The sequence below is a fragment of the Pandoraea capi genome (assembly GCF_902459735.1).
Classification (GTDB): Bacteria; Pseudomonadota; Gammaproteobacteria; order Burkholderiales; family Burkholderiaceae; genus Pandoraea; species Pandoraea capi.
In genome coordinates this window covers 157,684-184,071 of sequence record NZ_CABPRV010000013.1, presented here as the reverse complement: position 1 = coordinate 184,071, position 26,388 = coordinate 157,684, and the positions used below count along the sequence as shown (strand labels likewise).

The following is a 26,388-nucleotide window of genomic DNA, read 5'->3' as shown; positions in this document are numbered from 1 at the left end:
GAAACACAACGCGTCGATCGAGCGCCATTAACCTGCCTCGCCGTCAACGCGCTGACGGGCAGTCGCCTGCCCTGTCGACGTGTCCTGCTGCCAACCGGCACCGAGTGCCTTGTAAAGCGCAATGGCGCTCAGCACCTCGGCACCCTGACTATCGGCGAGCGCATCGCGGGCGCGATTGGCAGCACGCTGGGCGACGAGTACCGGCAGATAGCCGCTCAGGCCGTGTTGGTAGAGACGTGTCGTGCGGGCCAGCGCCTGCCGGCTGTCGTCGAGCGCCGCACGCAGCGCGATCTGCCGTTGACGCTCGCTATGCAATCCGGACAACGCGTCCTCGACATCGCGTAACGCCAACCGCACATCGCGTTCGTAGGCAAGCCGTGCCGCGTCCGTTTCCGCCTGCGCAGCCGTGACACCCGCCTTCGCACGAGCGCCGTCGTATAGCGTCTGACTGCCGATCAGCGCCGCAGACCACGCAACGCTCGCGCCGGAGAACAGGTCCCGGATCAGACTGGCCGTGGTCCCAAGGCTCAGCGGAATACTGAAGTGCGGGAAGCGTTCGGCTTCGGCCACACCGATTGCCGCGGTCGCCGCCGCGAACCGGCGCTCGGCGGCACGCACGTCCGGACGCTGCCGAATGACCTCGGACGGCATCGTCAGCGGTAACGCAGGCATCACGGGCAACATCTGTGACGGGGCGGTGAGCACATCGCGCCATGGCGCAGGAAAGTCGCCGACCAGTACGCCGATGGCGTGACTCAAGCGCTCGACTTCGGCCTGCAACCGAGGCGGCTGCGCCTGTGCCAGCTCGCGTTCGGCACGCGCCTGCGCCACTTCGGCAGACGTGCCCAGCCCTTGCGCGAACGCCCGCTGCGCGAGGCGCTCGCCTTCGAGTAACGTCCGGATGTTGTCTTGCGCGATTCGCATCCGCACCTGCGTCGTGCGCAGTGTGGCGTAATCGGCCGCCAGCTCTGCCAGCAGGCTCACGCGAATCGCGTCGCGATCGAACGCCACCGCCTCGACACGCGCGTCGGCAGACTCCACCGCACGACGCGTACCTCCGAAGACATCCAGTTCCCAACTGGCGTCGAATCCCATTTGCCACGTCCGCGATTGGCCCACACCCGGCGGCCAGTCGAGGCGCTTGCTCGATCGCAATGCCTGTGCCGTGCCACCCACAGCCACCGTCGGTCCGAGATCTGCGGCGATACGCATACGCTCGGCACGCGCTTGAACCAGACGCGCCTGTGCTATCCCCAGATCGCGGTTATTGGCCAGCGCCACATCGACCAGCCGGTCGAGCGTCGCATCGCCAAACGATCGCCACCAGTCGCGCAGACGTGCGCCATCGAACGGGCCGCTCGTGTCGAAGCTGTCGCGCGCGTCGTGCCACTGCGCCGGGACGTCCGTGAACGGCGCATGGTAGTCCGGTCCGAGGGTTGTGCAAGCGGCCGTCGTCAGCACGCCCGCGAGTACGAGGCATGCGGGTACCCTCGACATCCGTGTACGCAACGTGCGATGCGAAATCAATGCGATGTTCATGGCGTCACATCCATCGCATTAGCAAACCGGCGAGGCGCCCTTTCGGTGTTGCCCCGGCATCGGCGCGCCCAACGTCGACGCTGCACGTCATGCCGGCGGCAAGCATTACGCCCACCGGCACCCGGTCGATTTCGATCCGCACAGGGATGCGCTGCGCCAGCCGTATCCAGCTGAAAGTCGGCTCGACACTGGGCAAACCTTGTGCGTCGGCATGCTCGTTGACGTCAGTGATCCCCCGACCGATGCCTGCGACGTGCCCCTCGAGCATGTCGTCGAAGCCCATGAGCCGAATGCGTGCCGGTGCGCCCGTGCGAATCCCGTGCAACTTCGTCTCTTCGAAGTAGCCCGTGACCCAGAAGCGATGCGCGTCGATCAGCGCGACGTTGCCGCGCCCCGCCACCGCGTAATCGCCGGGACGCAAACGCAAATGTGTGACATATCCATCTGCGGGGGCCCGCAACTCGGTGCGTGCCAGATCCAGACGCGCAACATCGAGCGCCACCTGTGCACGACGCTGTTCGGCCTGCGCGATGGCAACCGCCTGATTCGCGCGCTGAATGTCTTCGCCGGGCACGAGATCGTCCATGCCGCGCCGACGCTTCGCGTCCTGCGTTTTCTGTTGCAGCGATGCGCTTGCCGCGCTCAGTTGCGCTTCAGCCTGCGCCACGGCATAACGGAAGCGCTCAGGGTCGATCCGGTACAACATGTCACCGCGCTTGACCAGCTGGTTGTCGGCGACGGCCACCTCAAGCACCGTGCCGGACACTTCCGGGGCGATGTGCACGACTTCCGCACTGACTCGCCCGTCGCGGGTCCAGGGAGCGACCACATAGGCGCGCCAAAGCGTCACCACGAGCGCCACGGCGATTACGACCGCGGCGAGCGTACCCACGGCCTTGGCGACGGCACGAAACCACATCGTTCGATCAGACATAAAGCACCAACACGGAAACCAGACAAAGAGAGAGGGCGAACTCGAAAAGCGCCGGATGCCAGACGTGGCGCATCACGCCCGCACGCGTTATGACGAAGCGAACCCCGAGAAACACCGGCAACGCGATGCAGGCATAGACGAAAAACGGCGGCAGATAGATGCCGGCGACAGCCACTTCACTGAGCATGAGAACGATTGAGCAAGGGTTGTGCGAAGCCCACTGGCCGGCCGTCGAAGCGTTCGACGAGATGCGTGGGCAGGATGAGCACCATGACGGATTCATTGCGCATGAGTGCGGTCTGTCGGACGAGATGCGAAGTACGCTGCGTGAGCGTCGAGCAGCTCAGCGATATCGGTGAGCGCCGCGACGAGACGCGCCAACGGCAAGGATTGATCCGTAGCGAGCGAAAGCGCCGCTTGCAGGCTCGCCAACCGCCGCGCCGCGTAACGCGCATGGCGCGCGGCCAATGCAGGTCGCCCGGCGCGGGTGCGTCGTGACATCCGCGCCAACGCCGTTGCCACAACCTCCCGGGCGACGGGCATTCGTGCCGGTTCGGCGTGCCCCTCATTGCCGTCCTCGCCTCCATCACGCAGCATCCACACCCGCAGGCGCCAAGCCTCACGACCGAGATGGAGACTGGCGAGCGCGTCGTCGACATCGCGACGCATGGCCTCCGGCTGCGCCTTGCGCAAGGCACCCAGTTGCGCGATGCGATGCTGCTGACGCCACTGCCATACGCGGGCTGAAGCACGGGCTGAAGTACGCGCCGACGACAGCCGCCCTCCGACGTCGATCCCCGGCCCCGCTGAATGCCTCGAGATCGATGACGCCGCCCCCCACAGTGCACGCAAGGCTTCGTCACGGATCCGCTTTTGCAATCGCGCAATATCCTTCGGCAAGACACGCGGCAACAACACGCGAAATCCCAGCCACGCGAGCAACGTGCCGGCAATCCAGGCGAGCGACCAGTTGAGAAACAACGGCACGTCGTAGTGCATCGGGTTATCGGCCGCTGTGAGCGTATTGAAGCCCACGAGATACGCAAGCGCTGCCAAACTATGCTTCGGCAATGTCGTCGCATAAATGCCCGGCAGCCAGAACATCCCAAGCACAACGAGCAGTAACGGCAGCCCCTCGATGTGCGGCAATACGTAGAACGCGCACACAAAGGCGACGGGCACCGCGAACAGCGTGCCCTTAACGAACTGCCACGCGCCGGCAACTGGATTTGGCGCGGCTGCCAGCAACGCACAATACGGCGCAACGATCAGAAGCATCATGTCCCCGTGCGGCCAGCCCGTGACAATCCATGCGGCACCGGCCGCAAACAGCGTCAGCGCCGACCGTACGCCGTTCTGCAACGCAGCGCGCGGATCACGATGAAAGCGGACCGTCACCCCACCACCCGCAGGACGCGGACGATGCAAAGACGCGAGACCATCGAGCGCCGCCAGATAATCGTCGATCTGCTCGATCAGGCGATCAAGGGCGATGAGCGTCTCAGGGGATATTGATGCAACGTCGGCCATCGCGCGGCGAAGCTTTGCGCGGGCCTCGCGCAGACAATCCGCCGCATGTTCAAGCCCTTCAGGACCCGAACCGATGGCTTGCGCCGCATCTTGCCACGCGTGCGTCAGCATAGTCCGCAATGCCGACGGCGCAGGCCGCGACATGCCGCCTGCCGATGCTGCGGTCAGCGCAGCAAACAGCGACGCCATCGCATGCCGCACGGCGTGGGCACGGTGCGCCAGATCCACCGATTCGGCCTTGCCAACGGCCAACAGATCGTCGACACCGTAAATCTCGGCGATCAGTTGACGCCGCAGATCATCGGCCCCAGCGGCCGCTGCCGCGCCTTCCTTCTCGCTATCAGCGGCGATCGTCTGTGCCGCACGCGTCGCCAGTCGCGAGAGCATCGCGTCGAGCTTGCTGCGCACGCCGCGTCGGCTGAACAGCGCGGTGACCAGCGACAGGCAAACCACGCCGACCATGACGGTCGAGCCGCGACCGATGACATGCTCGAAAGCGAGATGCGGATGCGTCAGCGCACCGAACGTAGCGAGACCCACCGTATATCCGGCCACCACGACACCCGATGCGCGAAAGTGCCGCAGCATCGTCATGCCCGCAACGCACACGCCAAGCCAGGTCGCGAACCCAAGCACGAAGAGCCACGGCATCTCGGCGAAGGCCGACATCAGCACAAAGGATGCGACGATACCCACGAGCGTGCCGAGCACCCGCCACGCGCCCTTGCCGATCACGGCACCCTGAACCGGATTGACGACCAGCAATACCGTCGTCGCCGCCGAGAACGGCATTTCCAGTTCGAGAAGATAGGCAACGCAAAGCGCCAGCCACGCCGCAACGATCGACCGGCTGACGTACGTAGCACGAGGGGATGTGATGTCCAACCGCGCAAGACCCGCGAGAAGCCGGTGCGACCACATCTCGCGAAATGCGCTGGGAGAAGTTGCCGAAGCAGGCGTGGGTGACACGATGACCCTCGAAGACAGTAACGATACTCATTACTGTAGGGTCGGGGGCATAGATGCGAATAGTGACTTGATTGGAATCAATGATTGCGTTACACGCATCGATTTGAAGATTTCGTCTGCTTGAAGGCGCTAATAGGCTTCGCAGATATGCCGGATCGTGCGACGCAACCACTGATGCGCCGGATCGGCCTGAAAACGCGGGTGCCATGCCTGTGTCAGCACGACCGTCTCCAGCGGCACCGGAAAATCGAACTGACGCAGACGCATCCCCGCTGCCACGGCGCTTTCTGCCAGATGCGAGGGAAGTGCGAGCAGCAAGTCGCTGTTCTGCAAGGCAAAAAGCGCGGTGGACGGCGTGGGCACGACCAGCGCCACATGACGTTTGAGCCCCACATCTTCCAGCGCACCATCGATCGGCCCGGCGAACTTGCCACGCCTCGACACCCCGATGTGACCCCATCGCGTGATCCGCTCCGGCGTAATGTCTTCGTCGAAAATCGGATGATCCTGACGTGCAATGCCCACGAAGCTCGTCGTAAAGAGCGATTGCACGCGGATCTCGGGCCCCAGCTTGCGCGACGCGCTGATGAAAAGATCGATCCGTCCGCTACGCAACGCCTCGTCGTCGACATCGTCCTCTTCCGGCGCGAAGCGCAGCATGGCACGCGGCATTTCCTCGGCCATCGCTTCGAGCAATCGCCCCGAATGCAGGCCGACGAAGATGTCGTTCGCCCGCACATTGAAGCGCCGCTCCAACGTTCCCAGGTCGACGCTCCCCCCCGGCGCCAGCACCTGCGTTGCCTGCTCGACCGCGAGACGAACCTGCTCGCGCATCGCCAGCGCGCGCGGCGTCGGCACCAGCTTGCGGCCGGCCTGAACGAATACCGGATCGCCCAGCGCCTCGCGAATCCGGCTGAGCGTGCGGCTCATTGCGGGAGGACTGAGGTGCATGCGTCGGGCAGCGCCGACTACGCTCCCCTCCTCCAGAAGCACGTCGAGGGCATGTAGCAGATTGAGATCGGGGTACGACATGGCACCTTCCGCGGTCGTTGCGTAAAACGCAATCCTAACGCGCAGACGATGCTTCCCGCAAAAGCCATTCATGAACGTCCGCGATCTGCCCGGCATGACGCGCGCGACGTGGATACACGATGTAGAAGCCCGCACCGGTACGCAGTTCGGTGTCGAACAGCCGCACCAGACGGCCCGCCGCAATCTCCGTCGCCACGAAATCCCGATGTGCCAGCGCCAGCCCCTGCCCGGCGACGGCGGCGTCGATCGCGAGTGCCGTTTGATTGAATCTCACGTTCTTGGCCGCTGACAGCGGTGCCTGCGGCAGCGCCAACTCAAGGAATCGCGGCCAGGCGTTATGGGCGTCATGCAGCAATGCGTGCCCCCGCAGGTCGTCCGTCTCACGGGGATGTCCCGCGTCAGCGACGACGCCCGGCGACGCCACCGCAATCTGCACCTCCTCGAATAGCGGCTCGACGACCAGTCCACCGCCAAAGGGCGGACGTCCGTAGCGCACGGCGAGATCGACTGCATCGCTGTGAAAGTGCGAAAGCCGGTCGGTCGCGAGGATACGCAGATCGATGTCGGGATGGGTTTCGAGGAATGCAGGAAGCCGTGGAATCAGCCATTTCGAGGCGAACGTCGGTGTGACGCTGATCGTCAGACGCAACGGTTCCGGACGCAAGGCCTGCGTTACCTCCGTGAGCATCTCGAATGCGCGCCGCACCCCGCCCGCATAGCGCCGCCCGTTCTCGGTCAGTGACAGTGTGCGTGGATGTCGCTCGAAGAGCTTCATCCCCAACTCGGCTTCGAGACCACGCACCTGCTGCGCAACCGCGCCTTGTGTCACGCCCAGCTCTTCGGCAGCCAGCCGGAAATTGAGATGCCGGCTCGCCGCCTCGAAAGCGCGAAGGGCGTTCAGTGACGGGAGTCGGCCAGGAGTGTCGGTCATAGCGCCATGGTGTAGTTTTTCTACTGCATCAACTGTCGAAATCTGATTCGTCGAGTCCGTGTCGCGATGTTACGCTGTTGCACATGTTTGACGACATCCGGCCACCGTTGGGGTGAGCGCCGGCGTATCCGGAGGATATCAGCATGACAGTAGAAAAAGTGGCGTTGATTACGGCGGGCGGTAGCGGCATGGGCGCTGCGGCAGCTCGACGTCTGGCCGCAGATGGCTTCAAGGTCGGCGTTCTGTCGTCGTCCGGCAAGGGCGAGGCGCTGGCGGCCGAATTGGGCGGTGTGGGCGTCACCGGATCGAATCAGTCGAACGACGCGCTGAAGCAACTGGTGGATCTGGCGGTGGAGCGCTGGGGACGTATCGACGTACTGGTCAACAGTGCCGGGCACGGTCCGCGCGCCGCGATCCTCGACATTAGCGATGAAGACTGGCATCGCGGCATGGACACGTACCTGATGAACGTGATCCGCCCGACCCGGCTCGTCACGCCGATCATGCAAAAACAAGGCGCGGGCACGATCATCAACGTTTCCACGGCATGGGCGTTCGAGCCCAGCGAGATGTTTCCGACCTCGGCCGTGTTCCGCGCGGGGCTGGCCTCGTTCACGAAGCTCTTCGCCGACCAATATGCGAAGGACAACGTCCGCATGAACAACATTCTGCCGGGCTGGATCGACAGTCTGCCGCAGCAGGAGACGCGCCGTGAGAGCGTGCCGATGCAGCGCTACGGCAAGTCGGAGGAGATCGCCGCGACGGTGGCCTTCCTCGCGTCCGACGGCGCTGGCTACATCACGGGACAGAACATTCGTGTGGACGGCGGACTGACCCGCTCGGTCTGACGAACCCAAATCTGCGTGATGGGCGGATGGGGGCGGATGGGGGCGGATGGGGGCGGATGGGGGCGGATGGGGGTGGACGGCTCGCACTCGCGAGCCCCTCATCGCCCTCATCGCCCTCTCGTCCGTCACCGCGTGAAAAGGGGCTTAGCGTCCCTCAAGCAGAAACGGCAGTACGTCTGCCAGCAACACATCCGGCGCTTCTTCCGCAATGTAGTGACCGCAAGGCAGCGGGTGCCCGCGCACGTTGGACGCCACGCGCTGCCACTCCGCCAGCGGCTGGAAGCAGCGATGCACGACACCCTGCTCGCCCCAGAGCGCCAGCACCGGCATCGCTAACTTGCGCCCTGCCTCACGATCCTCGCGGTCGTGCGTGAGGTCGATCGTAGCCGCCGCGCGGTAGTCCTCGCAGACGCCATGCGCTGCGCCCGGCAGCGACAGGCAGCGCTGATACTCCGCCAACGCGCGCGGGTCGAACGGCGCCAATCCGGCGCTCCGCCGCCCCATCACGTCACGCAAATAGGCCGCAGGATCCGCTTCGATCAGACGCTCGGGCAGCGGCGCGGGCTGAATCAGGAAGAACCAGTGCCAGTAAGCCCGCGCAAAGGCGTCGCCCGCCTGCTCGTACATGGCGAGCGTCGGCGCAATGTCGAGCAGCACCACCCGGTCAACGATCTCCGGATGATCGGCGGCCAGTCGATGCGCAACGCGCGCGCCCCGGTCGTGAGCCAACACCGAGAACGACGTATGCCCCAACTCGCGCATGGCGGCCACCATGTCCTGCGCCATGACACGCTTGCTGTAAGCCGTATGCCCGGCGTCGCCCGCAGGCTTGGCGGAGTCGCCATATCCCCGCAGATCGGCTAGCACCAGCGTGAAATGCTGGGCGAGCGCAGGCGCGACCTTGTGCCAGATGGCCGACGTCTGCGGGTGTCCATGCAGCATCAGCAACGCCGGGCCGCTACCACCGGTCAGCGCATGGATATGCTGGCCGTCAGACGTCGGCAAACGATAAGCGGTGAAGCCGGGAAAGAGTGCTTGGGAGGTCATAGGCCCTTTTCTGCCGTCAGGTTCGGTGCGGGTTCGATGCGAGTTTGATGAGATAGCGGCGCACGGCCGCGTGTCATGCACATCCTATATTTGATGCAAAACGACATAAAGTGACTCAAAATCACTTCATTCTTAATTGCAATGCACGAATCGACATGTCAGTGGACGGCTTCTCCGATCTGCGCTTTTTCGCGACGCTCATGAAGGAAGGCAGCATGGCCGCTGCCGCCCAGCAGATGGGCATTACGCCACCGGCGGTCAGCCGTCGGCTGGCGCAACTGGAGCATCGGCTCGGCGTGCGATTGCTGCATCGTACGACGCGACGCATCAGCCTCACGCCCGAAGGCGAGATGTACTTGCAGGACGGCGCACGAATCCTCGGCGAACTCGAAGCGTTGGAGCACGCCGTGACCGGCGCGCAGACCTCGCCTCGCGGCCTGCTGCGACTGGCCGCAACGCTCGGCTTCGGACGCACGCACATCGCCCCGGCGCTCTCTGCGTTTGCCCGCGAGTACCCCGAGGTCGAGGTGCAGTTGCATCTAACGGATCGTCCGGTGAATCTCGTCGAACAAGGATTCGATGCGGCGATCCGCTTCGGCGATCTACCGGACTCCCGTCTGACGGCGCGGCAGTTGATGCCGAACGCGCGGGTGCTATGCGCATCGCCCAGCTATCTGGCCGACTCGGGCGAGCCGGTGCACCCGTCGGATCTGGCGGCGCATCAGTGCATCGTGATTCGCGAGAGCGACGAGACCTACGGGACCTGGCACTTCCGGCAGGCCGATCGTCAGGAGACGGTCAAGGTACGCGGCATGCTGAGTACCAACGACGGTGCCGCCGCCACGACATGGGCGCTGGACGGACACGGCATGCTCATCCGCTCGATGTGGGACATCCATCCGTATCTCGCGTCAGGCCAATTGCGCGCCGTCATGGTCGACTGGGCGCTACCGCCAGCCGACATCAAGCTCGTCTATCCGACCAAAAGCCATCTCTCCGCGAAGACGCGAGCGTTGGCGGACTTTCTGGTGACGTGGTTCCGGGCGACGAATCCGACGCAGAAGACCTGACGTCACGTCACATCACATCACATCAGCCGCGACGCCGGAACTCCCCCGGCGAAACGCCGGTGACTGCCCGAAAGACACGGGCAAAGTGCTGCGTCGTCTGGAAGCCGCAATCGATGGCGACATCGGGTACCGACCAATGCGGCTTGGCGAGCAGCGTCATCGCGCGCTCTATGCGCAGTCGCGTCACATACCGATGGGGCGTGGTACCGAACGTCTGCCGGAACAGCGCCGTGAAGTGCGACACGCTGTAACCCGCGCAATCCGCAAGTTCGGCCATCGCGACGGTGCCATCCAACCGGCTACGCACGAGATCGTCCACGCGTCGGGCCTGCGCAGGTGTCAGCCCCCCACCGCTTTCTGACGCAGCGCAAGACGCGTGGTGACCGACCAGCGTTGCCGCCATCGCCTGCTCGATGCCGTCGAGGAAAAGTCGACCGCTGCGAAAGCCGTCGCGTTGCTCCGCATGAAGTGCGCCCATGAGCATCGTCAGTTGCGCGCTTTGTACGCTGCTGGCGGGCATGACCGTCGCCCGCCCGCTCCGGCCGGCGGCAAGCGAGGCCTCCGCCAGCACGCGGTCGTCGATGCGCACACTCACCACGCGTGCTGGCCGCACCCAGCGTACCGTCTCCATTTCGTCGCGCAACGACAGTGCCACGGCACCTGCGGGCACCACGAGGCGCTCAGGCGGCAAGCTGTCGGAGCAGTGATCGATGTGCGCCGCGTCGAGAAACAGGGTGGCGATCTGTTCGGTGATGACATGCGAGAGCGGCATGTCGGACGGGACCTCGTGCGTTTCGATGAGCAGCGTCGGCGACGGCGAATGCAGCCCGAGCGGTTCGCCGTCGAACAACGGCACACGTTTTCCATCGCGAATCGCGGTAATGCGTTCCGGTTTCATGCGGGTCTTCCTGCCATTACTGCCCCTGCGTGCCCTTGGTTGTGGTGAATGCGCCGACGCGTCTTCCAGGACCTTTCGGACTTTCAGGACGAACGGAATTTTAGGTCGCGAATCGCCGGATCCGGCCTGTCGACCGGTGGGTGGTGTGCGCTAATGCGAACGTCCGCCCGATATCCGGGTTTCGTCGTGTCCTGCCAATCGAGAGTTCGAGATGACATCCGTTGCTTCGCTGCCGTCCGTAGTAGAACGTTCGGCCCCTACCTATTTATTCCTTGGCGTTTCGATGCGGGTGCTGTTGTCCTCGCAGCAGACGGGAGGCCAGTTCACGATGATCGAAGGCACGATTCCGCCGGGCGCGTGAGGGAGATCAGAGCGCGCCCTGCCCCCGATCCTCGACCAGCTTGAGCAATGGCGGTTGCCGGAACCAGTTTTCCGGCTGCACGCGCTCCCAGAGTCCGCCTTTGCCGAGCGCGAGCCCCTTCTCCTGCTCCCGTCGCAGCCACGCCTCCACGGTCCGGATGCGATTTGGATGAATCTCATCGAGCAATGCGTAATCGCGCGCAATTACGTTGTGCTTCCAGACATTCCAGAACCCGGTGAAATTGTCGCGAAAACTCATGGTGCTCTTGTCTTTCGGGTCTGCGTTGTAACCGGCGGGCCGCCCGGCGGACGCCGCCAGCGGGCCTTGCCAATAGTCGTCCACGGCCGTGTCGACGTAACGCGCGGGGCGCCCTGTGACTGCTTCGAACGCCTCGGCAAGCCGCGCGTAATGCACATGCTCGATGGCGACTTCGAGGTTCATCCCGTTCGCGCGCGACGGGTTGTCGAAGAGCCAGCGCACGTAATAGCCGCAGTCATCGAGGGCGACGTGCGGCACCGCGCCGTCGCCCAGCGGCACACGCCACGTCACGACACCGTCTTCCACTGAGGGCGACATCGGCGTCATGGCCGCGATGGCCATCTCCATGTACGGCCCGGAGGTGAACACCGCAGCCCCCATACGCTCGCGATTTGTCTGGTTCTGAAACAGGATCCATTCGCCGATGCGGCCCTTGCCGTCGTAGTGACCGGTGCGAAATTTCGAGTCGTACCCGGCCTTCTTGAGCGCGTAATCCAGATTGCCGTAGACGAAGAACCGGATGCCCTCTTCGATGGCAATTTCGTAACAGCGAATCGCCCAGTACATCTCGGTCCGTTCGCCGGTGTTGAAGCCGTCGATGTTGATGAAGGCGCCGTCGCAACCACGCAGTCCTGCACGTAATGTGGCTTCGTCCGCAAACGTACCCTCGACGATCTCCGTGTTGCCGAGCGCCAGCAATTCGCGGGCGCGTCGAGAGTTGGCATCGCGGCTGAGCACCCGCACGAAGTACTTCTTGTCGGCGACCAGCGCACCGATCACCGGCAAGCCTTGTGCGCCGGTGCCACCGACGACGAAAATTCTGGACGTAGCGTGAGACGTCATAACGCGTTCCCTCCCGGGGCATGGATGTGGATGTTCAGATGCAGTGCGCGCCAGCGCGGCGCATTGGCCGCGCTGCACGCCACCTGCGGTGGACGGCGATCAGTTGCCGTGAAAGACCGGTGCGCGGCCCTGTGCCTCGGCCGTGACACCTTCGATGAAATCGTTCGTGCGGTACACCGCGCCGTACTGCGCCCCGAGCGCGGCGAATGCCGGCCCCTGACTCGCATCGATGGCGAGGTGCGCCGAGGCCAGCGTCGTCTGCACGCCAAGCGGGCCGCAAGCTGCGACCTTGTTAGCGATTGCGATGGCTCGCTCAAGCGCAGCTTGCGGTGTCTCCGCAATCTCTTGCAGCGTGCCCATGCGGTACGCATCGTCTGCCGTCCAGTGATCGCCGGTCAGCATGTAGCGCATGGCGTTGCCCCACCCCGCTTCCTGAACGAAACGCACCGTCGAGCCACCGCCCGGAAACCGTCCGTGTGTGTTTTCGTCCTGACCGAACTGCGTATTTGCCGCAGCAATACGGATGTCCGCCGAGAGGAACAGTTCGTGCGCCATGTTCCACGTATCGCCATGCACCGCGACAATTAACGGCTTCGTGCGATGGCCCGGCCCGTAGTTGAGCGGATTGACGATACGCGGCACGCCGACAAGCGGACTGCCAGCGGCCGAGGCCTTGCGGAAGGCATCGACGTCGATGCCATGCGAGAAGTGCTCGCCGTGACCGTACAGCACCACGGCCCGCAATGATGGATCGTGATCGAAGTCGTACAAGGCGCGTGCCAGCGCGCGAAACGTGTCGGGATCGATGCGGTTTTGCAATGCCGGACGATTCAGGCCCAGCAACGCGATCTGTCCACGACGCTCGACCGTCAACGTGACATCGGCGCTAAGTGGAACTTCGGCGAGCGTTGTCGGCTGCGGTGCAGGTCCGCCGGAAAGCGGCGCGGCCTGCGCGGCCGGGGGTGTCTGTTCAGCGCCGAGCGCGGTCGTTGCCGCAGTCATCACGGGGACGATCCCGGCAATGGTGGCGGTGGCCTTCATCAAAGTGCGGCGCGTGAGGTCTGGCGTTTTTTCCATGGCTTGAAGCTTCGGTAAATGCGCCCTTTCGGACGCGGGTATTCCGTCAGACGTCACGTGACAACAAGGTCCGCGATGGGTGGCGGTGCCAGTCAATTGGCAAATTCGATAGTCAATCTTATTATAAGAGTTACAATTCGTGCAAGCGGGGTCGTATTACGAATTCTTCGTTTCTTTCAATATTCAGCGCGTAACGTCGCTCATTTACTGGATTGTTGCCGTCGACGGAGGTAGTTCTTATAATCAGAGTTTCCCCACTCGGGGATTCGAAACCGCGAGGAGATCCGTGACATGCGCTCGAAAGGATTTGACGGCATGGTGTGTTCCATCGCCGGTGTGATGGGTGCGATTGGGGATCGCTGGGGTCTGCTGATCCTGCGTGATCTCGTGATCGGCCTGCACCGCTATGACGACTTCCGTCAGTCGTCCGGCGTGACCAACGCGACACTGAGTGACCGGTTGAAGCATCTGGAGGCCACTGGCCTGGTGGAGCGGCGCCGCTATCAGACGAATCCGGAGCGATTCGAGTATTGGCTCACGCCCAAGGGGCGTCAGATCGCCCCGATGATGGCGTTGATGTCGCAGCTCGGAGATCGGATGGCGATGGCAGGCACGAATGGCCCGTCACTGAAGATCGTCAACCGGAAGACGGGCGCGGACGTTCAGTTGGCGTTCATCGACAAGAGCACCGGTCAGCCGGTGACCGGGCCGGATATCGCGATTGTGGAAGGTCCGGGAGCGGATGAATTGACGCGCTGGCGTCTGGCCAAGGCGAAGCAGAATCGGGAAGCGGAGCAGAATGCGGCAGAGGATGCCGTTGCGAGTGGCGTTGCGAAATGACGAGCGGTGATGCGCCCGTCATTTTTGCTGTCAGCATCTGAGCAACGACCACGGCAAGTTCTGCACGTCGCCATCGGGACGTAAGATCGCGTCGACTCGCCGGAGCCCTGCGGCGATTGCCCTAACCTCTAAAGCATTTAACCCGGCCCTTCGCTACCAGCCGCCAACAGCGGCACCACCACATCGCTGATCGGCGTAGGAACGTGATGCAGGCGGCCATAACGCTGGATGACGCCATTTCGGATATCCCACTCAAGCGGACGATTGGCTTGTCGATCGGCAAGGATGGAAGTGCCTAAATCGGCGGGTGCACGCTGAAACGCGTCGAGGATTTCCTGCGGAACGCTGTCGCTCAGCGACGCACCGCTTGCTCGGGCCACGCTCAGACATTCGTGCAAATAGGCGGACGCCAGGCCTGCGATATCGCTTCGCGAGAACATGCCAGCGCGACGATTCGCCAGCACCATCAGGCCTGCGACCGCGTTCTGCAGGAGTTTGCGCCAGGCGACGGAGGTAAAGTCGGCTGACAGATCGACTGCGCAGCGGGTACCGCTCAGCAAATCGGCGACGCGTGTCGCTTGCGGCACGTCGGGCAAGGTCAGACGTGGTTTCGCACGCAGCCAGACGGAAGCATCGGCCTCGCGCTGCGCGGGGAACCAGACAACCGAGGGCAGCACCGTTGCGCCGTTGACATAGGGTTTGAGCTGCGCTTGCTGCTCGACACCATTTTGCAGCGCGCATACCACGGTGTTCTGATCGCATAGCGCCGCCAGCCAGTCGGCGCTGTCAGCAACCTGTGTCGTCTTCACGGCGACAAACACTACGTCGACCGGGTGATCAATCGTTGCCGGATCACTCAACACCGGACCCGGCACCACGATTTCGCCCTCGTCATGACGCAACGCCAACTGCGCATGCGCAGTGCGCCCACAAAGCACTGGCGTGCGGTCAACTTCATGCAACGCGGCAGCAATCACGGTACCAATAGCCCCCGGACCAATGAGCGCAACGGTTGGACGTTCAGACATCTTCATTCCCCCTGACAGGCATTCGAGACGAAAAAAAGCCCGCAATGAAGCGGGCTTGAGCAGTCGGTTTGCACCTACCTAGACGAGACGACGCGGGATCACTCCCACTCGATCGTCGCAGGCGGCTTACCCGAGATGTCATAGACAACCCGGTTCAGGCCGCGCACTTCGTTGATGATGCGGTTCGAGACCTTGCCGAGCAGGTCGTGCGGCAGGTGGGCCCAGTGTGCCGTCATGAAGTCTTGCGTCTGCACGGCGCGCAGTGCCACGACCCATTCGTACGTACGGCCATCGCCCATCACGCCAACGCTCTTGACCGGCAGGAACACCGCGAACGCCTGGCTCGTCAGTTCATACCACGTCTTGCCGCTGTTCGGCTCTACGGTGTTGCGCAGCTCTTCGATGAAGATCGCATCGGCGCGGCGCAGCAGATCCGCATACTCCTGCTTCACTTCACCCAGAATGCGCACGCCCAGACCCGGGCCCGGGAACGGGTGACGGTACACCATGTCGTGCGGCAGACCCAGCGCCACGCCGAGTTCGCGCACTTCGTCCTTGAACAGGTCGCGCAGCGGCTCCAGCAACTTCAGACCCAGCGTCTCCGGCAAACCGCCAACGTTGTGGTGGCTCTTGATCGTCGTCGCCTTCTTCGTCTTCGCACCGCCCGACTCGATCACGTCCGGATAGATCGTGCCCTGCGCCAGCCACTTCGCGTTCTTGAGCTTCTTCGCTTCGGCCTGGAACACTTCGACGAACTCACGACCGATGATCTTGCGCTTCTGCTCCGGATCGGTCACGCCCGTCAGGTGGCCCATGAACTGCGCCGTAGCGTCCACATGGACGACCTTCGCGTGCAGACGGCCCTGGAACATCTCCATCACCATCTGGCCTTCGTTCAGACGCAGCAGACCGTGATCGACGAACACGCACGTCAGCTGATCGCCGATGGCACGGTGAATCAGCGCCGCCGCGACGCTCGAATCGACACCGCCCGACAACCCCAGAATCACTTCCTCGTCACCGACCTGCTCGCGGATCGCCTTGACGGCTTCCTCGATGTGATCGCGCATGATCCAGTCCGGCTTCGCCCCGGCGATTTCCAGCACGAAACGTTCGAGCAACTCGCGGCCCTTCACGGTATGCGTGACTTCCGGATGGAACTGCACGGCATAGTAATGACGATTCACGTCGGCCATGCCGGCGATCGGGCAGCTCGGCGTCGACGCCATCAGCACAAAGCCTTCCGGCAGTTGCGTGACCTTGTCGCCGTGGCTCATCCACACCTTGAGCATGCCGTGACCTTCGGTCGTACGGAAATCCTCAATGCCGTCGAGCAGCGGCGTGTGACCATGCGCACGCACTTCGGCATAGCCGAATTCACGATGATTGCTGGCTTCGACCTGACCGCCCAACTGGACCGTCATCGCAAACATACCGTAGCAAATGCCCAGCACCGGCACGCCCAGATCCCAGACCGCCTGCGGTGCACGCAGATCCTGATCCTCGTACGTGCTCGCGTGGCTACCCGACAGAATGATCGCCTTCGGATTGAATTCGCGGATGAATTCGTCCGAAACGTCGTTCGGATGGATCTCGCAGTAGACGTGCGCTTCGCGAACGCGGCGTCCGATGAGCTGGGTGACTTGCGAGCCGAAGTCAAGAATGAGGATTTTGTCGTGCATCGTGAGGTACGGATGAAGTGGATTCGTTGGACGTCGGCGCCGTGGCAGAAGGCACGGGCGTGACAATGCCGGTGGCGCCCACGGGCGCGACCGGCGTGGTATTGACGGATGCGGAGCCGCCACGGGGCGGCTCCATGCGCGGCTCAGCGCGCGTGCCACGAGTCTCGTCGACGACCCGGGCATCGGAATAGTCAGCCGGTGCAGTCGGTGCATCGCGGCGGGTATCGCTCACCACACCGCCACGCACCCGCTCGCCAACCTGCTGCGCCGCCTGTACGCGCTCTTTCGTGCGCACGCTCGACGCCAGCTTGACGAGAATACCGCCGACCACCAGCAGGACAGCCCCGAGCGCGGCCAGCATCAGCTTGCCGCCACTCGACACCACCAACTGGCCGGAGATGAGCCAGCCCAGCACGAACGCACCGCTGACCCAGTTGATATGCCCCGTCACTTTGGCGACGGTTGCCGTCAACTGGCCATTCACGGTGGCGTGCCATTGCAGCCATGCCAAGCCGATGAAGGCCACGCCGAGCACCTGTGCATAAAGCACTGGCGACGGCGCAGGCACATCGATGGCCGCATACAGCGATGACCAGAACGACGCGATCAGCAGCACGCCAAGTGCCAGATTCAGCGCCGCATCGAGGAACAGTACCGTACGCAACATGGCCTTCATGGGCATTTACTCCACGTGGTAGTTGGGGGCTTCCTTCATGATCTGGACGTCGTGCACGTGCGACTCGCGCATGCCGGCGGCCGTAATTTCGACAAACTCTGCCTTCTCATGCAGATCCTTGATCGACGGGCAACCCAGATAACCCATCGACGACCGAATGCCGCCGGTCAGCTGATGCAGGATCGCATTCACACTGCCCTTGTACGCCACACGACCTTCGATACCTTCCGGCACGAGCTTGTCGGCGTTGTTGGCCGGATCCTGGAAGTAACGGTCAGCCGCGCCGTCCTTCATCGCTCCGACCGAACCCATACCACGGTAGCTCTTGTACGAGCGGCCCTGATACAGGAACACTTCGCCCGGCGCTTCTTCCGTGCCGGAGAACATGCTGCCCATCATCACGGTATGCGCGCCTGCAGCCAGTGCCTTGGCGACGTCGCCCGAGTAACGAATGCCACCGTCGGCGATCAGCGGAACGCCCGTGTCCTTGAGCGCTTCGGCCACATTGGCGATGGCCGTGATCTGCGGCACACCAACACCAGCGACGATACGCGTCGTGCAGATGGAGCCCGGGCCGATACCCACCTTGACGGCGTCGGCGCCATGCTCGACCAGCGCCAGCGCGGCGCTTGCCGTGGCGATATTGCCGCCCACGACTTCGATTTGCGGGAAATGCTTCTTGACCCATTGCACGCGGTCGAGCACGCCCTGGCTATGGCCGTGTGCCGTATCGACCACGATGACGTCAACGCCGGCAGCCACCAGCAGTTCGACACGCTCTTCGTTGTCCGGGCCTACGCCGACGGCGGCGCCCACACGCAGCTTGCCGTGCTCGTCCTTGCTCGCCAGCGGGTATTCCGTCGCCTTGGTGATGTCTTTGACGGTCATCAGACCACGCAGTTCGAAGGCATCGTTGACGACCAGCACGCGCTCGAGGCGGTGATCGTGCATCAGACGCTCGGCGTCTGCCGGCGAAGCGCCTTCACGCACGGTGATGAGCTTCTCCTTCGGCGTCATGATCACGCGCACCGGCTCGTCCAGACGGCTTTCGAACCGCAGGTCACGGTTCGTGACGATGCCGATGAGCTGCGCGCCCTCCACGACCGGGAAACCGGAAATGCCATGCTGGCGCGACAAAGCGATCACATCGCGCACCTTCATGTGCGGCGGAATCGTGATCGGATCGCGCAGAACGCCCGACTCGAAACGCTTGACCTTCGAGACTTCCCGCGCCTGCTCGGCCGGCTTCAGATTCTTGTGGATGATGCCGATACCGCCCTGTTGCGCCATGGCAATGGCCAGACGCGCTTCGGTCACCGTATCCATGGCGGCCGACAGCAAAGGCATGTTCAGGGTAATGTTGCGCGTGAGCTTGGTTTTCAGGCTGGTGTCGCGCGGGAGAACGGCAGAGTAGGCCGGGACGAGGAGCACGTCATCGAATGTGAGTGCTTTTTGGATCAGACGCATGGCAAATCCTATAGGCGCAAAACCGAATTATACAGAAATCGGCGAATGCATGGCACGTCTGCCCCACATGTCAAGGGGCTTTTTCCCCGACAATCCGGTTCAACGCCAGCCTGACGCACGCCGTCCCTCGCGTCGACCACGTTTCAAACCCTGTCGTCCCGATCTCCAGCCTCGAACGCCCGCGTGCCGTCGCGCCCGTCGGGTGCAGGATTTCACAAGCGCTGCGCCATGACCGAGTGCTATTCTTGCGCCCTTCCCGAGCCTGCCGACGCCGTCTGGCACCACTTCGACGGGTGCGACACAGCACGTGGCCGAACGGGCGTCCCGGTCAACGGGCTCAGCCGCCTACGGCATGACGCTGCGGCCCTCGGCCAAACCAACTACGAACAGGAGTTCCATGGGGAAAGGCATTGCTTACGGACTGGCAGCGGGCGCCTTGTGGGGATTGGTGTTTCTGGCACCGCGCCAGTTGCCCGGATTCTCGCCGCTGGAATTGTCGGCGGCACGCTACGTTCTGTATGGACTGGTATCCGCCGTGCTGCTCGCGCCGCTCTGGCCCCGCCTGCGCCACACCGTCACGGGGAACGACTGGCGCGCCCTGTTTCGCCTGAGTCTCGTCGGCAATCTCGTCTACTACCTCTTTGTGGCCGCCGCAGTCCAGATGGCGGGGATCGCCCCGGCCTCGCTGATCGTCGGCGTGCTTCCTGTCACCGTGACGCTGGTGGGAAGCCGGGATCACGGCGCCCTCCCCCTGTCGAAGCTCGCCGGACCGTTGGCGCTTATCGCGGCAGGCATCGCGTGCATCAACGTGGACGTCTTCACGCATGCCGCCGCCAGCGGTGGTGACTGGCGTCTGACGCTGATCGGCATCGTCTGCGCGGTCGGCGCGCTGGTGAGCTGGACGTGGTATGCCGTCGCAAACGCCCGATATCTCGCGAAATTCGGACATTTCACGAGTCAGGAATGGTCGTTGCTGACAGGAGTCGCGACGGGTGTGCTGGCCATCGCGCTGGCGATCCCGGCGGTATTGCTGCCGCACCCGGTAGCGGCCGGTGCGCCTCGTGACTGGCAGATGTTTTTGATGGTGAACATTGCCGTTGCCATCGGCGCATCGACCATCGGCAACGCGTTCTGGAACGCCGCGAGCCGGATACTGCCGCTAACGCTGTCGGGACAGATGATCGTGTTTGAAACGCTGTTCGCACTCGTTTATGGATTCGTCTACGAACAGCGTCTGCCGCGCCTGCTGGAATTGGCGGCCATTGTGTTGCTGCTGTTGGGTGTCAGCGCGTCGGTCCGGTTGCACGCCAAACCACCACCGCATTAGTATCCGGGAGACACAGGACGCGGATAACACCCCGCGTCAACTACCGCGCCGGCTGCTCCCCAGCCACTTCTGCCCTTCACGACTACCTTCGTTGCGCACTTTCTCGACGCGTCGCTGGCGCGCCAGCTTCGGATCGGCTTTGAGCCCCCGATAAATCTCGATACGATCGCCCGCATCGACGGCAGCGTCCAACGCACGCACCTTCCCGAACACCCCGGCCTTCATCCGGGCGATATCCAGCTCGGGAAAGCGTTGCAACACACCACTACGTTCAATGGCATCGCGCATCGTGGCGCCAACAGGCAACGCCAGCGGGATAATCGTCTGCTCGCCCGGCAATGCGTAGCAAACTTCGACGGTCACCTCATTTGACATAGACGGTCTCCGCACGCTTGACGAACGCGTCGACGAACGTATTGGCGATGTGACTGAAAACGGGGCCGATCACCTTCTCAAGCAGGAAATTCGCAAATTCGTAGTGCAGCGAAAATTCGATCTTGCAAGCGTTCTCCCGCAGCGCCGTGAATTTCCAGGTGCCGTGAAAACGCTTGAAAGGCCCTTCGACGAAGTGCATCTGGATGGAGTGCGGACGCTCCTGGGTGTTACGCGTCGCGAACGAATGCTTCAGGCCTTTGAAGTCGATGATCAGCGACGCCTCCATGCTGTGCTCGTCCTGATGACGAATATCGACACCACCGCACCACGGCAGGAATTTGGGGTAATCGGCGACATTGGTCACCAGGTCGTACATTTGCGCGTCCGAGAAATGCACGAGAACGGTTTTACTGACTTCGGCCATCGTCTGTCGGGCGAGGTGTATGCACGCGGCACATCCGCTATCGATATCGCATCGATCCGGCATGTGTCGCAGGCCGCCTCTTGCCGAGACTCTTTGTTAAAATCGCTATTTTACCCGAGCCCGACTCACCGGGTCCGACCAAGTTACCCGCCAAGGATCCATGAGCATCATCGACAACAGAAAGGCCTTCTTCGACTACCACATCGAGGAACGATACGAAGCCGGGATCGTGCTTGAAGGATGGGAAGTCAAGGCGATTCGCGCTGGACGAGCGCAGATCAAGGAAGGTTATGTCGTGATCAAACATGGCGAAATCTTTTTGATCGGCGCGCATATCAGCCCGCTGCAATCGGCCTCGACGCACATCACGCCCGACCCCGTGCGCACCCGCAAGCTGCTGCTCAAGGCCGACGAAATCAAGAAACTCATCGGCAAGGTGGAGCAACGCGGCTACACGCTCGTGCCGCTCAACCTGCACTACAGCAAGGGGCTCGTGAAATGCGAGATCGGCCTGGGCAAGGGCAAGAAGCTGCACGACAAGCGCGAAACGGAAAAGGAACGCGACTGGAACCGTGAGAAGGCACGACTGATGCGCAACCCCACGTAAGACGCTGGGAAAGACGGACCAGCGCCTGCCGTGGCGCGACGATGACGTTTTCAGTCAGCGTTCCGAAGAAACCGGCGACGTTCGATCAAGCGATTTTGACCACGACAGGACGTCGAGGTCACATGCAGAACCCCAGAAAAAATGCCGCTTCAATTTGCGTCGAAGCGGCATTTTCATTTCAGCCGAACAGCGGTCGCGCGTGCATGCCATGCACCTTCGAACGACTGCCAGACCGATGCTCAGTCACGAAGGCTCAGTGCAGCCTTTTATCGGCGAGCGCCCAGAGCTGCGCGACATGGCTCAGCGACGCCCCGAGTTACCAAAGCCACCCGCACTGCCTTCCGGCGGCACGCCTGAGCCGCCTTCCGTGCCGCGCACGATCTTGAGCGCCGAAGCGATCATCCCGCTCATGTCGGACAGATTGCCCGGCACGATCAGCGTGTTATTCGTCTTCGCCATCTTGCTGAACGCGTCGACATACTGCTCGGCCACCTTCAGGTTGACGGCTTCCATGCCGCCCTGCGTCTGAATGGCCGTCGCAATTTTGTGAATGGCTTCGGCGTTGGCCTCCGCCACCGCAAGAATCGCTGCGGCCTCCCCTTGCGCCTGGTTGATCGCCGCCTGACGTTCACCTTCCGACTTCTGGATCGCCGCTTCACGCGCACCGGAGGCCAGGTTGATCTGCTCCTGCTTCTTCCCCTCCGACGCCGCGATCAACGCACGCTTCTCACGCTCTGCCGTGATCTGGGCCTGCATGGCATGCAGAATTTCCTTGGGCGGCGTCAGATCCTTGATCTCGTAACGCAGCACTTTCACGCCCCAGTTCGCGGCGGCCTCGTCGAGCGCATTCACCACGCTGTGGTTGATGAACTCGCGCTCTTCGAACGTCTTGTCCAGTTCGAGTTTGCCGACCACGCTACGCAGCGTCGTTTGCGCCAACTGCGTGATCGCGACGATGAAGTTGCTCGAACCATACGACGCCTTCATTGGATCCGTCACCTGAAAGTACAAAATGCCGTCGACCTGCAACTGCGTGTTGTCCTTGGTGATACAGATCTGGCTCGGCACATCGAGCGGAATTTCCTTGAGCACATGCTTGTAAGCCACGCGATCCACGAATGGCACGACGATCGACATGCCGGGAGTGAGTGTCGCGTGATACTTGCCCAGACGCTCCACCACCCATGCGTGCTGCTGCGGCACGATCTTGATCGAGCGCGCTGCAATGATCACCGCGATGATGAAGAGAATAAATGCGACGTTGGATATCATGTTTTCCCCCGAAAGCGTCTGCCCCACTAGCAGACTGGTTTCCTGTCACCCGCGATAGCAGGTCTTGCTCTCAGACAGCGGTAAAGACTAAGTGTTCGCTGGGGTCAGGAGCATCGACGCATGTCGACGCCCGCTGGCACGACAATCCCATCCACCTGACATCCCTGAGTTCCCGTTACCTCCGTTTAGGGCGTGGCATGCACGACGTACAACCGGCTGCCGCGCACTTCCCGGATCACGAACCATCCGGCATCGGGCGCTTCGCCCGGCATCAGCTCGACATCCCACTCGGCGCCACGATACATGGCGCGAGCCTGACCATCAGACCGCCACGACTCCACACGCAGTCGCTGGCCGATATCGAGATTGGTATTGGGGTCTGCCGACGCATCGACCTTGATGCGGCGCTTACCGAACCGGCTACGACGCAGCACCCAGACCGCCACACCCGCCACCACCGCTGCCGTCACCCATTGCAACGGCCAGTCGGCGCGCAGCAGCGCGGCAACACCACCGGCAGCGACGCCGAGCGCCACCATCAGGAGATAGAACGTCCCGCTCGCCAGCTCCAGCACCACGATCAATCCGGCAACGCCGAACCAAAGCCAAGCCTGCTCCATTGCAACTCCCAAAAACAAAAAACCCCGGTGTAATACCGGGGTTTATAGCATGAAACGTACCGACCAGCGCGTGCATCCCAAGGGAATGCCCAGCTTTTCGGTCGCATCCGAGATGCCGCTCGGACGCGTCCTATTTCAGGCGTTTCTCGTCGAGCTTACTTCGTCAGCTTGGCGAGCTGCTGCCACGTCTCCATCACCGTATCCGGGTTGAGAGACATCGACGCAATCCCTTCCTTCGCCAGCCACTCAGCCAGGTCCGGATGGTCCGACGGGCCCTGACCGCAGATACCGACGTACTTGCCCTTCGACAGGCAAGCCTTGATCGCGCGGCTCAGCATGAACTGCACCGCCGGGTCACGCTCGTCGAAGTCCTTCGCCAGCAATTCCATACCCGAATCGCGATCCAGACCCAGCGTGAGCTGCGTCAAATCGTTCGAACCGATCGAGAAGCCATCGAAGAACTCGAGGAACTCGTCGGCCAGAATGGCGTTCGACGGCACTTCGCACATCATAATCAGCTTCAGACCGTTTTCACCGCGCTTCAGACCGTAATCGGCGAGCATGTTGACCACGCGCTCTGCCTGACCCAGCGTACGCACGAACGGCACCATGATTTCGACGTTCGTCAGGCCCATTTCGTCGCGAACACGCTTGAGCGCACGGCACTCCATCTCGAAGGCTTCAGCGAAGTCTTCCGAGATGTAACGCGACGCGCCACGGAAACCCAGCATCGGGTTTTCTTCGTCCGGCTCGTAACGCGAACCACCGATTAGCTTCTTGTACTCGTTGGACTTGAAGTCCGACAGACGCACGATCACGCTCTTCGGATAGAACGCCGCAGCGATCGTGGCGATGCCTTCGGCCAGCTTGTCGACGTAGAACGCACGCGGCGACGCATGACCACGAGCCACCGACTCGACCGCCTTCTTCAGGTCGGCGTCGATATTCGGGTACTCGAGAATCGCGCGCGGGTGCACACCGATGTTGTTGTTGATGATGAACTCGAGGCGCGCCAGACCCACACCTTCGTTCGGCAGCTGCGCGAAATCAAAGGCCAGTTGCGGGTTGCCCACGTTCATCATGATCTTGACCGGGATCTTCGGCATTTCGCCGCGCTGGATCTCGGTGACCTCGGTCTCGAGCAGACCGTCGTAGATCTTGCCTTCGTCGCCTTCCGCGCACGAAACGGTCACCAGCGCACCGTCCTTGAGCACGTCGGTGGCGTCGCCGCAACCCACGACTGCCGGCACACCCAGTTCACGCGCAATGATGGCCGCGTGGCAGGTACGGCCGCCGCGGTTCGTCACGATGGCCGACGCACGCTTCATCACCGGTTCCCAGTTCGGGTCGGTCATGTCGGCAACCAGCACGTCGCCCGGCTGCACGCGTTCCATTTCGCTCGGGTCCATGATCACGCGCACAGGACCGGCGCCGATCTTCTGGCCGATAGCGCGGCCCGTGGCCAGCACCGGGGCATCACCCTTGAGCTTGAAGCGCTGTTCGGCCTTGCCTGCCGACTGGCTCTTCACGGTTTCCGGACGCGCCTGAAGGATGTAGATCTTGCCGTCCTTGCCGTCCTTGCCCCACTCGATGTCCATCGGACGACCGTAGTGCTTCTCGATGATCAGCGCGAACTTGGCCAGCTCGGCGCAATCGTCGTCGGTGATCGAGTAGCGGTTGCGCAGCTCCATCGGCACGTCGATGGTCTTCACACGGCCCGGTTCGCCCGGTTGCGTGAATTCCATCTTGACAAGCTTCGAGCCCAGCGTACGGCGAATGATCGGGTACTTGCCGGCGTTGAGCGTCGGCTTGAAGACATAGAACTCGTCCGGGTTCACGGCGCCCTGCACGACCGTCTCACCCAGGCCATAGCTGGCCGTGATGAAGACGACGTCCTGGAAGCCCGATTCGGTGTCGATCGTGAACATCACGCCCGACGCGCCGCAGTCCGAGCGCACCATGCGCTGCACACCGGCCGACAGCGCCACTTCGGCGTGCGTGAAGCCCTTGTGAACGCGATACGAAATGGCACGGTCGTTGTACAGCGACGCGAACACGTGCTTCATGCGATCGAGCACGTCTTCGATGCCGACGACGTTCAGGTAGCTTTCCTGCTGACCGGCGAACGACGCATCCGGGAGGTCTTCGGCCGTGGCCGACGAACGCACCGCGAACGACGCGTCCGGCTGGTCGGCCGTGATGCGTGCGAATTGCTCGCGGATATCCTTCTCGAGCTGCGGTTGCAGCGGCGCGTCGATGATCCATTGACGGATTTCGGCACCGGCCTCAGCGAGGGCCTTGACGTTGTCCACGTCAAGGCCCTCGAGACGCTTGGCAACGCGCTCGGTCAGGTTGTTGTGCTGGAGGAACTCGCGGAATGCGAAAGACGTCGTGGCGAAGCCACCCGGCACGCGAACCCCTGCGTTGGCCAGTTGGCTGATCATTTCGCCAAGCGATGCATTCTTGCCGCCGACCGACTCGACGTCGGTCATGCGCAGATGCTCAAACGGCACCACGTAGGCGCCGTCGTGTGCTGCGTTAGTCATAAAAGCCCCTAAAGTAAGAAAAAAAAATTCTCGATGGATCGGCTGGGACTGACATGGGCCGATCGACCTGTTGGATAAGGAATCGCGCTGTGATGGCGCCTACGCCGCGCTTTGGTATCGTCGAGTGCCAGGGGCTAGCGCCCGACGACTGGCTCCGAACCACCGCCAATTCCCGGAACACCCCACC

The 26,388-nt window shown here is 62.8% G+C and carries 24 protein-coding genes and 1 pseudogene; 6 read left to right on the top strand and 19 right to left on the bottom strand.

Annotated elements, in window-relative coordinates; all coding sequences use genetic code 11:
- Window positions 1-27: 27 nt before the first annotated feature.
- The 6 genes from PCA20602_RS22745 to gcvA form a co-directional block, all read right to left on the bottom strand.
- Window positions 28-1,539 carry an efflux transporter outer membrane subunit gene (locus PCA20602_RS22745; protein ID WP_246182294.1) on the bottom strand — a complete coding sequence of 504 codons (1,512 nt, stop codon included), beginning with the start codon at window positions 1,537-1,539 and terminating at the stop codon, window positions 28-30.
- A 4-nt stretch (window positions 1,540-1,543) separates the two neighbouring features.
- Window positions 1,544-2,473 carry an efflux RND transporter periplasmic adaptor subunit gene (locus tag PCA20602_RS22740; protein ID WP_246182293.1) on the bottom strand — a complete coding sequence of 310 codons (930 nt, stop codon included), beginning with the start codon at window positions 2,471-2,473 and terminating at the stop codon, window positions 1,544-1,546.
- The gene (locus PCA20602_RS22735; protein ID WP_246182292.1) at window positions 2,466-2,756 is read right to left on the bottom strand and encodes a DUF1656 domain-containing protein; all 291 of its coding nucleotides are present in this window, start codon (window positions 2,754-2,756) and stop codon (window positions 2,466-2,468) included. Before PCA20602_RS22735 ends, PCA20602_RS22740 begins: the two co-directional genes overlap by 8 nt.
- The gene (locus PCA20602_RS22730; protein ID WP_246182291.1) at window positions 2,753-4,972 is read right to left on the bottom strand and encodes an FUSC family protein; all 2,220 of its coding nucleotides are present in this window, start codon (window positions 4,970-4,972) and stop codon (window positions 2,753-2,755) included. The genes PCA20602_RS22735 and PCA20602_RS22730 overlap by 4 nt, the downstream gene beginning before the upstream one ends.
- Before the next feature lie 129 nt (window positions 4,973-5,101).
- A complete protein-coding gene (locus tag PCA20602_RS22725; protein WP_150723126.1) occupies window positions 5,102-6,004 on the bottom strand; it encodes a LysR family transcriptional regulator in 903 nt (300 codons plus the stop codon).
- A gap of 34 nt (window positions 6,005-6,038) precedes the next feature.
- Window positions 6,039-6,935 carry a transcriptional regulator GcvA gene (gene gcvA / locus PCA20602_RS22720; RefSeq protein ID WP_150723125.1) on the bottom strand — a complete coding sequence of 299 codons (897 nt, stop codon included), beginning with the start codon at window positions 6,933-6,935 and terminating at the stop codon, window positions 6,039-6,041.
- 143 nt (window positions 6,936-7,078) lie between these two features.
- Between gcvA and PCA20602_RS22715 the strand changes: the two genes are divergently transcribed.
- A complete protein-coding gene (locus tag PCA20602_RS22715; RefSeq protein ID WP_150723124.1) occupies window positions 7,079-7,783 on the top strand; it encodes an SDR family oxidoreductase in 705 nt (234 codons plus the stop codon).
- A gap of 144 nt (window positions 7,784-7,927) precedes the next feature.
- Here the strand turns inward: PCA20602_RS22715 and PCA20602_RS22710 are convergent, their stop codons facing one another.
- Entirely contained in the window at window positions 7,928-8,830 is a 903-nt protein-coding gene (locus PCA20602_RS22710) for an alpha/beta fold hydrolase (RefSeq protein WP_150723123.1), read from the bottom strand.
- Window positions 8,831-8,991: 161 nt separating this feature from the next.
- Between PCA20602_RS22710 and PCA20602_RS22705 the strand changes: the two genes are divergently transcribed.
- Complete coding sequence (locus PCA20602_RS22705) at window positions 8,992-9,900, top strand: LysR family transcriptional regulator (protein ID WP_150723141.1); 909 nt, start codon at window positions 8,992-8,994, stop codon at window positions 9,898-9,900.
- 22 nt (window positions 9,901-9,922) lie between these two features.
- Here PCA20602_RS22705 and PCA20602_RS22700 read toward each other — a convergent pair whose 3' ends face one another.
- On the bottom strand, window positions 9,923-10,798 hold the full coding sequence (locus PCA20602_RS22700) for a helix-turn-helix transcriptional regulator (protein ID WP_150723122.1): 876 nt from the start codon (window positions 10,796-10,798) through the stop codon (window positions 9,923-9,925).
- Window positions 10,799-11,009: 211 nt separating this feature from the next.
- Between PCA20602_RS22700 and PCA20602_RS25750 the strand changes: the two genes are divergently transcribed.
- Window positions 11,010-11,159, top strand: coding sequence for a hypothetical protein (locus tag PCA20602_RS25750; protein ID WP_174981483.1), 150 nt, complete (start codon window positions 11,010-11,012; stop codon window positions 11,157-11,159).
- Window positions 11,160-11,165: 6 nt separating this feature from the next.
- Here the strand turns inward: PCA20602_RS25750 and PCA20602_RS22695 are convergent, their stop codons facing one another.
- Both PCA20602_RS22695 and PCA20602_RS22690 read right to left on the bottom strand, forming a co-directional pair.
- Window positions 11,166-12,260: an NmrA family NAD(P)-binding protein gene (locus PCA20602_RS22695; RefSeq protein ID WP_150723121.1), complete on the bottom strand. Its 1,095-nt coding sequence runs from the start codon at window positions 12,258-12,260 to the stop codon at window positions 11,166-11,168.
- 99 nt (window positions 12,261-12,359) lie between these two features.
- Window positions 12,360-13,337: an enoyl-CoA hydratase-related protein gene (locus tag PCA20602_RS22690; protein WP_150723120.1), complete on the bottom strand. Its 978-nt coding sequence runs from the start codon at window positions 13,335-13,337 to the stop codon at window positions 12,360-12,362.
- Window positions 13,338-13,628: 291 nt separating this feature from the next.
- Between PCA20602_RS22690 and PCA20602_RS22685 the strand changes: the two genes are divergently transcribed.
- Window positions 13,629-14,177 carry a winged helix-turn-helix transcriptional regulator gene (locus tag PCA20602_RS22685; RefSeq protein WP_150723119.1) on the top strand — a complete coding sequence of 183 codons (549 nt, stop codon included), beginning with the start codon at window positions 13,629-13,631 and terminating at the stop codon, window positions 14,175-14,177.
- Between the two features lie 137 nt (window positions 14,178-14,314).
- Here PCA20602_RS22685 and PCA20602_RS22680 read toward each other — a convergent pair whose 3' ends face one another.
- The 4 genes from PCA20602_RS22680 to guaB all read right to left on the bottom strand — a co-directional run bounded on the left by PCA20602_RS22680 (window position 14,315) and on the right by guaB (window position 19,030).
- Entirely contained in the window at window positions 14,315-15,211 is an 897-nt protein-coding gene (locus PCA20602_RS22680; RefSeq protein ID WP_217432489.1) for an oxidoreductase, read from the bottom strand.
- Window positions 15,212-15,303: 92 nt separating this feature from the next.
- The gene (guaA, locus tag PCA20602_RS22675) at window positions 15,304-16,887 is read right to left on the bottom strand and encodes a glutamine-hydrolyzing GMP synthase (RefSeq protein WP_069344996.1); all 1,584 of its coding nucleotides are present in this window, start codon (window positions 16,885-16,887) and stop codon (window positions 15,304-15,306) included.
- Window positions 16,862-17,563, bottom strand: a complete 702-nt coding sequence (locus tag PCA20602_RS22670) for a hypothetical protein (protein ID WP_150723117.1) — start codon at window positions 17,561-17,563, stop codon at window positions 16,862-16,864. The genes guaA and PCA20602_RS22670 overlap by 26 nt, the downstream gene beginning before the upstream one ends.
- A 6-nt stretch (window positions 17,564-17,569) precedes the next feature.
- Window positions 17,570-19,030, bottom strand: a complete 1,461-nt coding sequence (guaB, locus tag PCA20602_RS22665; protein WP_044455604.1) for an IMP dehydrogenase — start codon at window positions 19,028-19,030, stop codon at window positions 17,570-17,572.
- Between the two features lie 397 nt (window positions 19,031-19,427).
- Between guaB and PCA20602_RS22660 the strand changes: the two genes are divergently transcribed.
- A complete protein-coding gene (locus tag PCA20602_RS22660; RefSeq protein ID WP_150723116.1) occupies window positions 19,428-20,357 on the top strand; it encodes a DMT family transporter in 930 nt (309 codons plus the stop codon).
- A 36-nt stretch (window positions 20,358-20,393) separates the two neighbouring features.
- Here the strand turns inward: PCA20602_RS22660 and PCA20602_RS22655 are convergent, their stop codons facing one another.
- Together PCA20602_RS22655 and PCA20602_RS22650 are read right to left on the bottom strand one after the other, a co-directional pair.
- Window positions 20,394-20,732, bottom strand: a complete 339-nt coding sequence (locus PCA20602_RS22655; RefSeq protein ID WP_150723115.1) for an RnfH family protein — start codon at window positions 20,730-20,732, stop codon at window positions 20,394-20,396.
- Complete coding sequence (locus tag PCA20602_RS22650) at window positions 20,722-21,156, bottom strand: type II toxin-antitoxin system RatA family toxin (protein ID WP_069344992.1); 435 nt, start codon at window positions 21,154-21,156, stop codon at window positions 20,722-20,724. Before PCA20602_RS22650 ends, PCA20602_RS22655 begins: the two co-directional genes overlap by 11 nt.
- Window positions 21,157-21,313: 157 nt before the next feature.
- Here PCA20602_RS22650 and smpB point away from each other — a divergent pair.
- A pseudogene (smpB, locus tag PCA20602_RS22645) lies at window positions 21,314-21,763 on the top strand (SsrA-binding protein SmpB); the annotation flags it as partial.
- Window positions 21,764-22,063: 300 nt separating this feature from the next.
- Here the strand turns inward: smpB and PCA20602_RS22640 are convergent.
- From PCA20602_RS22640 to ppsA, 3 genes are all read right to left on the bottom strand, one after another.
- Window positions 22,064-23,035, bottom strand: a complete 972-nt coding sequence (locus tag PCA20602_RS22640) for an SPFH domain-containing protein (protein ID WP_069345034.1) — start codon at window positions 23,033-23,035, stop codon at window positions 22,064-22,066.
- A 185-nt stretch (window positions 23,036-23,220) separates the two neighbouring features.
- A complete protein-coding gene (locus tag PCA20602_RS22635) occupies window positions 23,221-23,655 on the bottom strand; it encodes an NfeD family protein (RefSeq protein ID WP_150723114.1) in 435 nt (144 codons plus the stop codon).
- A gap of 155 nt (window positions 23,656-23,810) precedes the next feature.
- Complete coding sequence (ppsA, locus tag PCA20602_RS22630; RefSeq protein ID WP_150723113.1) at window positions 23,811-26,201, bottom strand: phosphoenolpyruvate synthase; 2,391 nt, start codon at window positions 26,199-26,201, stop codon at window positions 23,811-23,813.
- Between the last annotated feature and the right edge of the window lie 187 nt (window positions 26,202-26,388).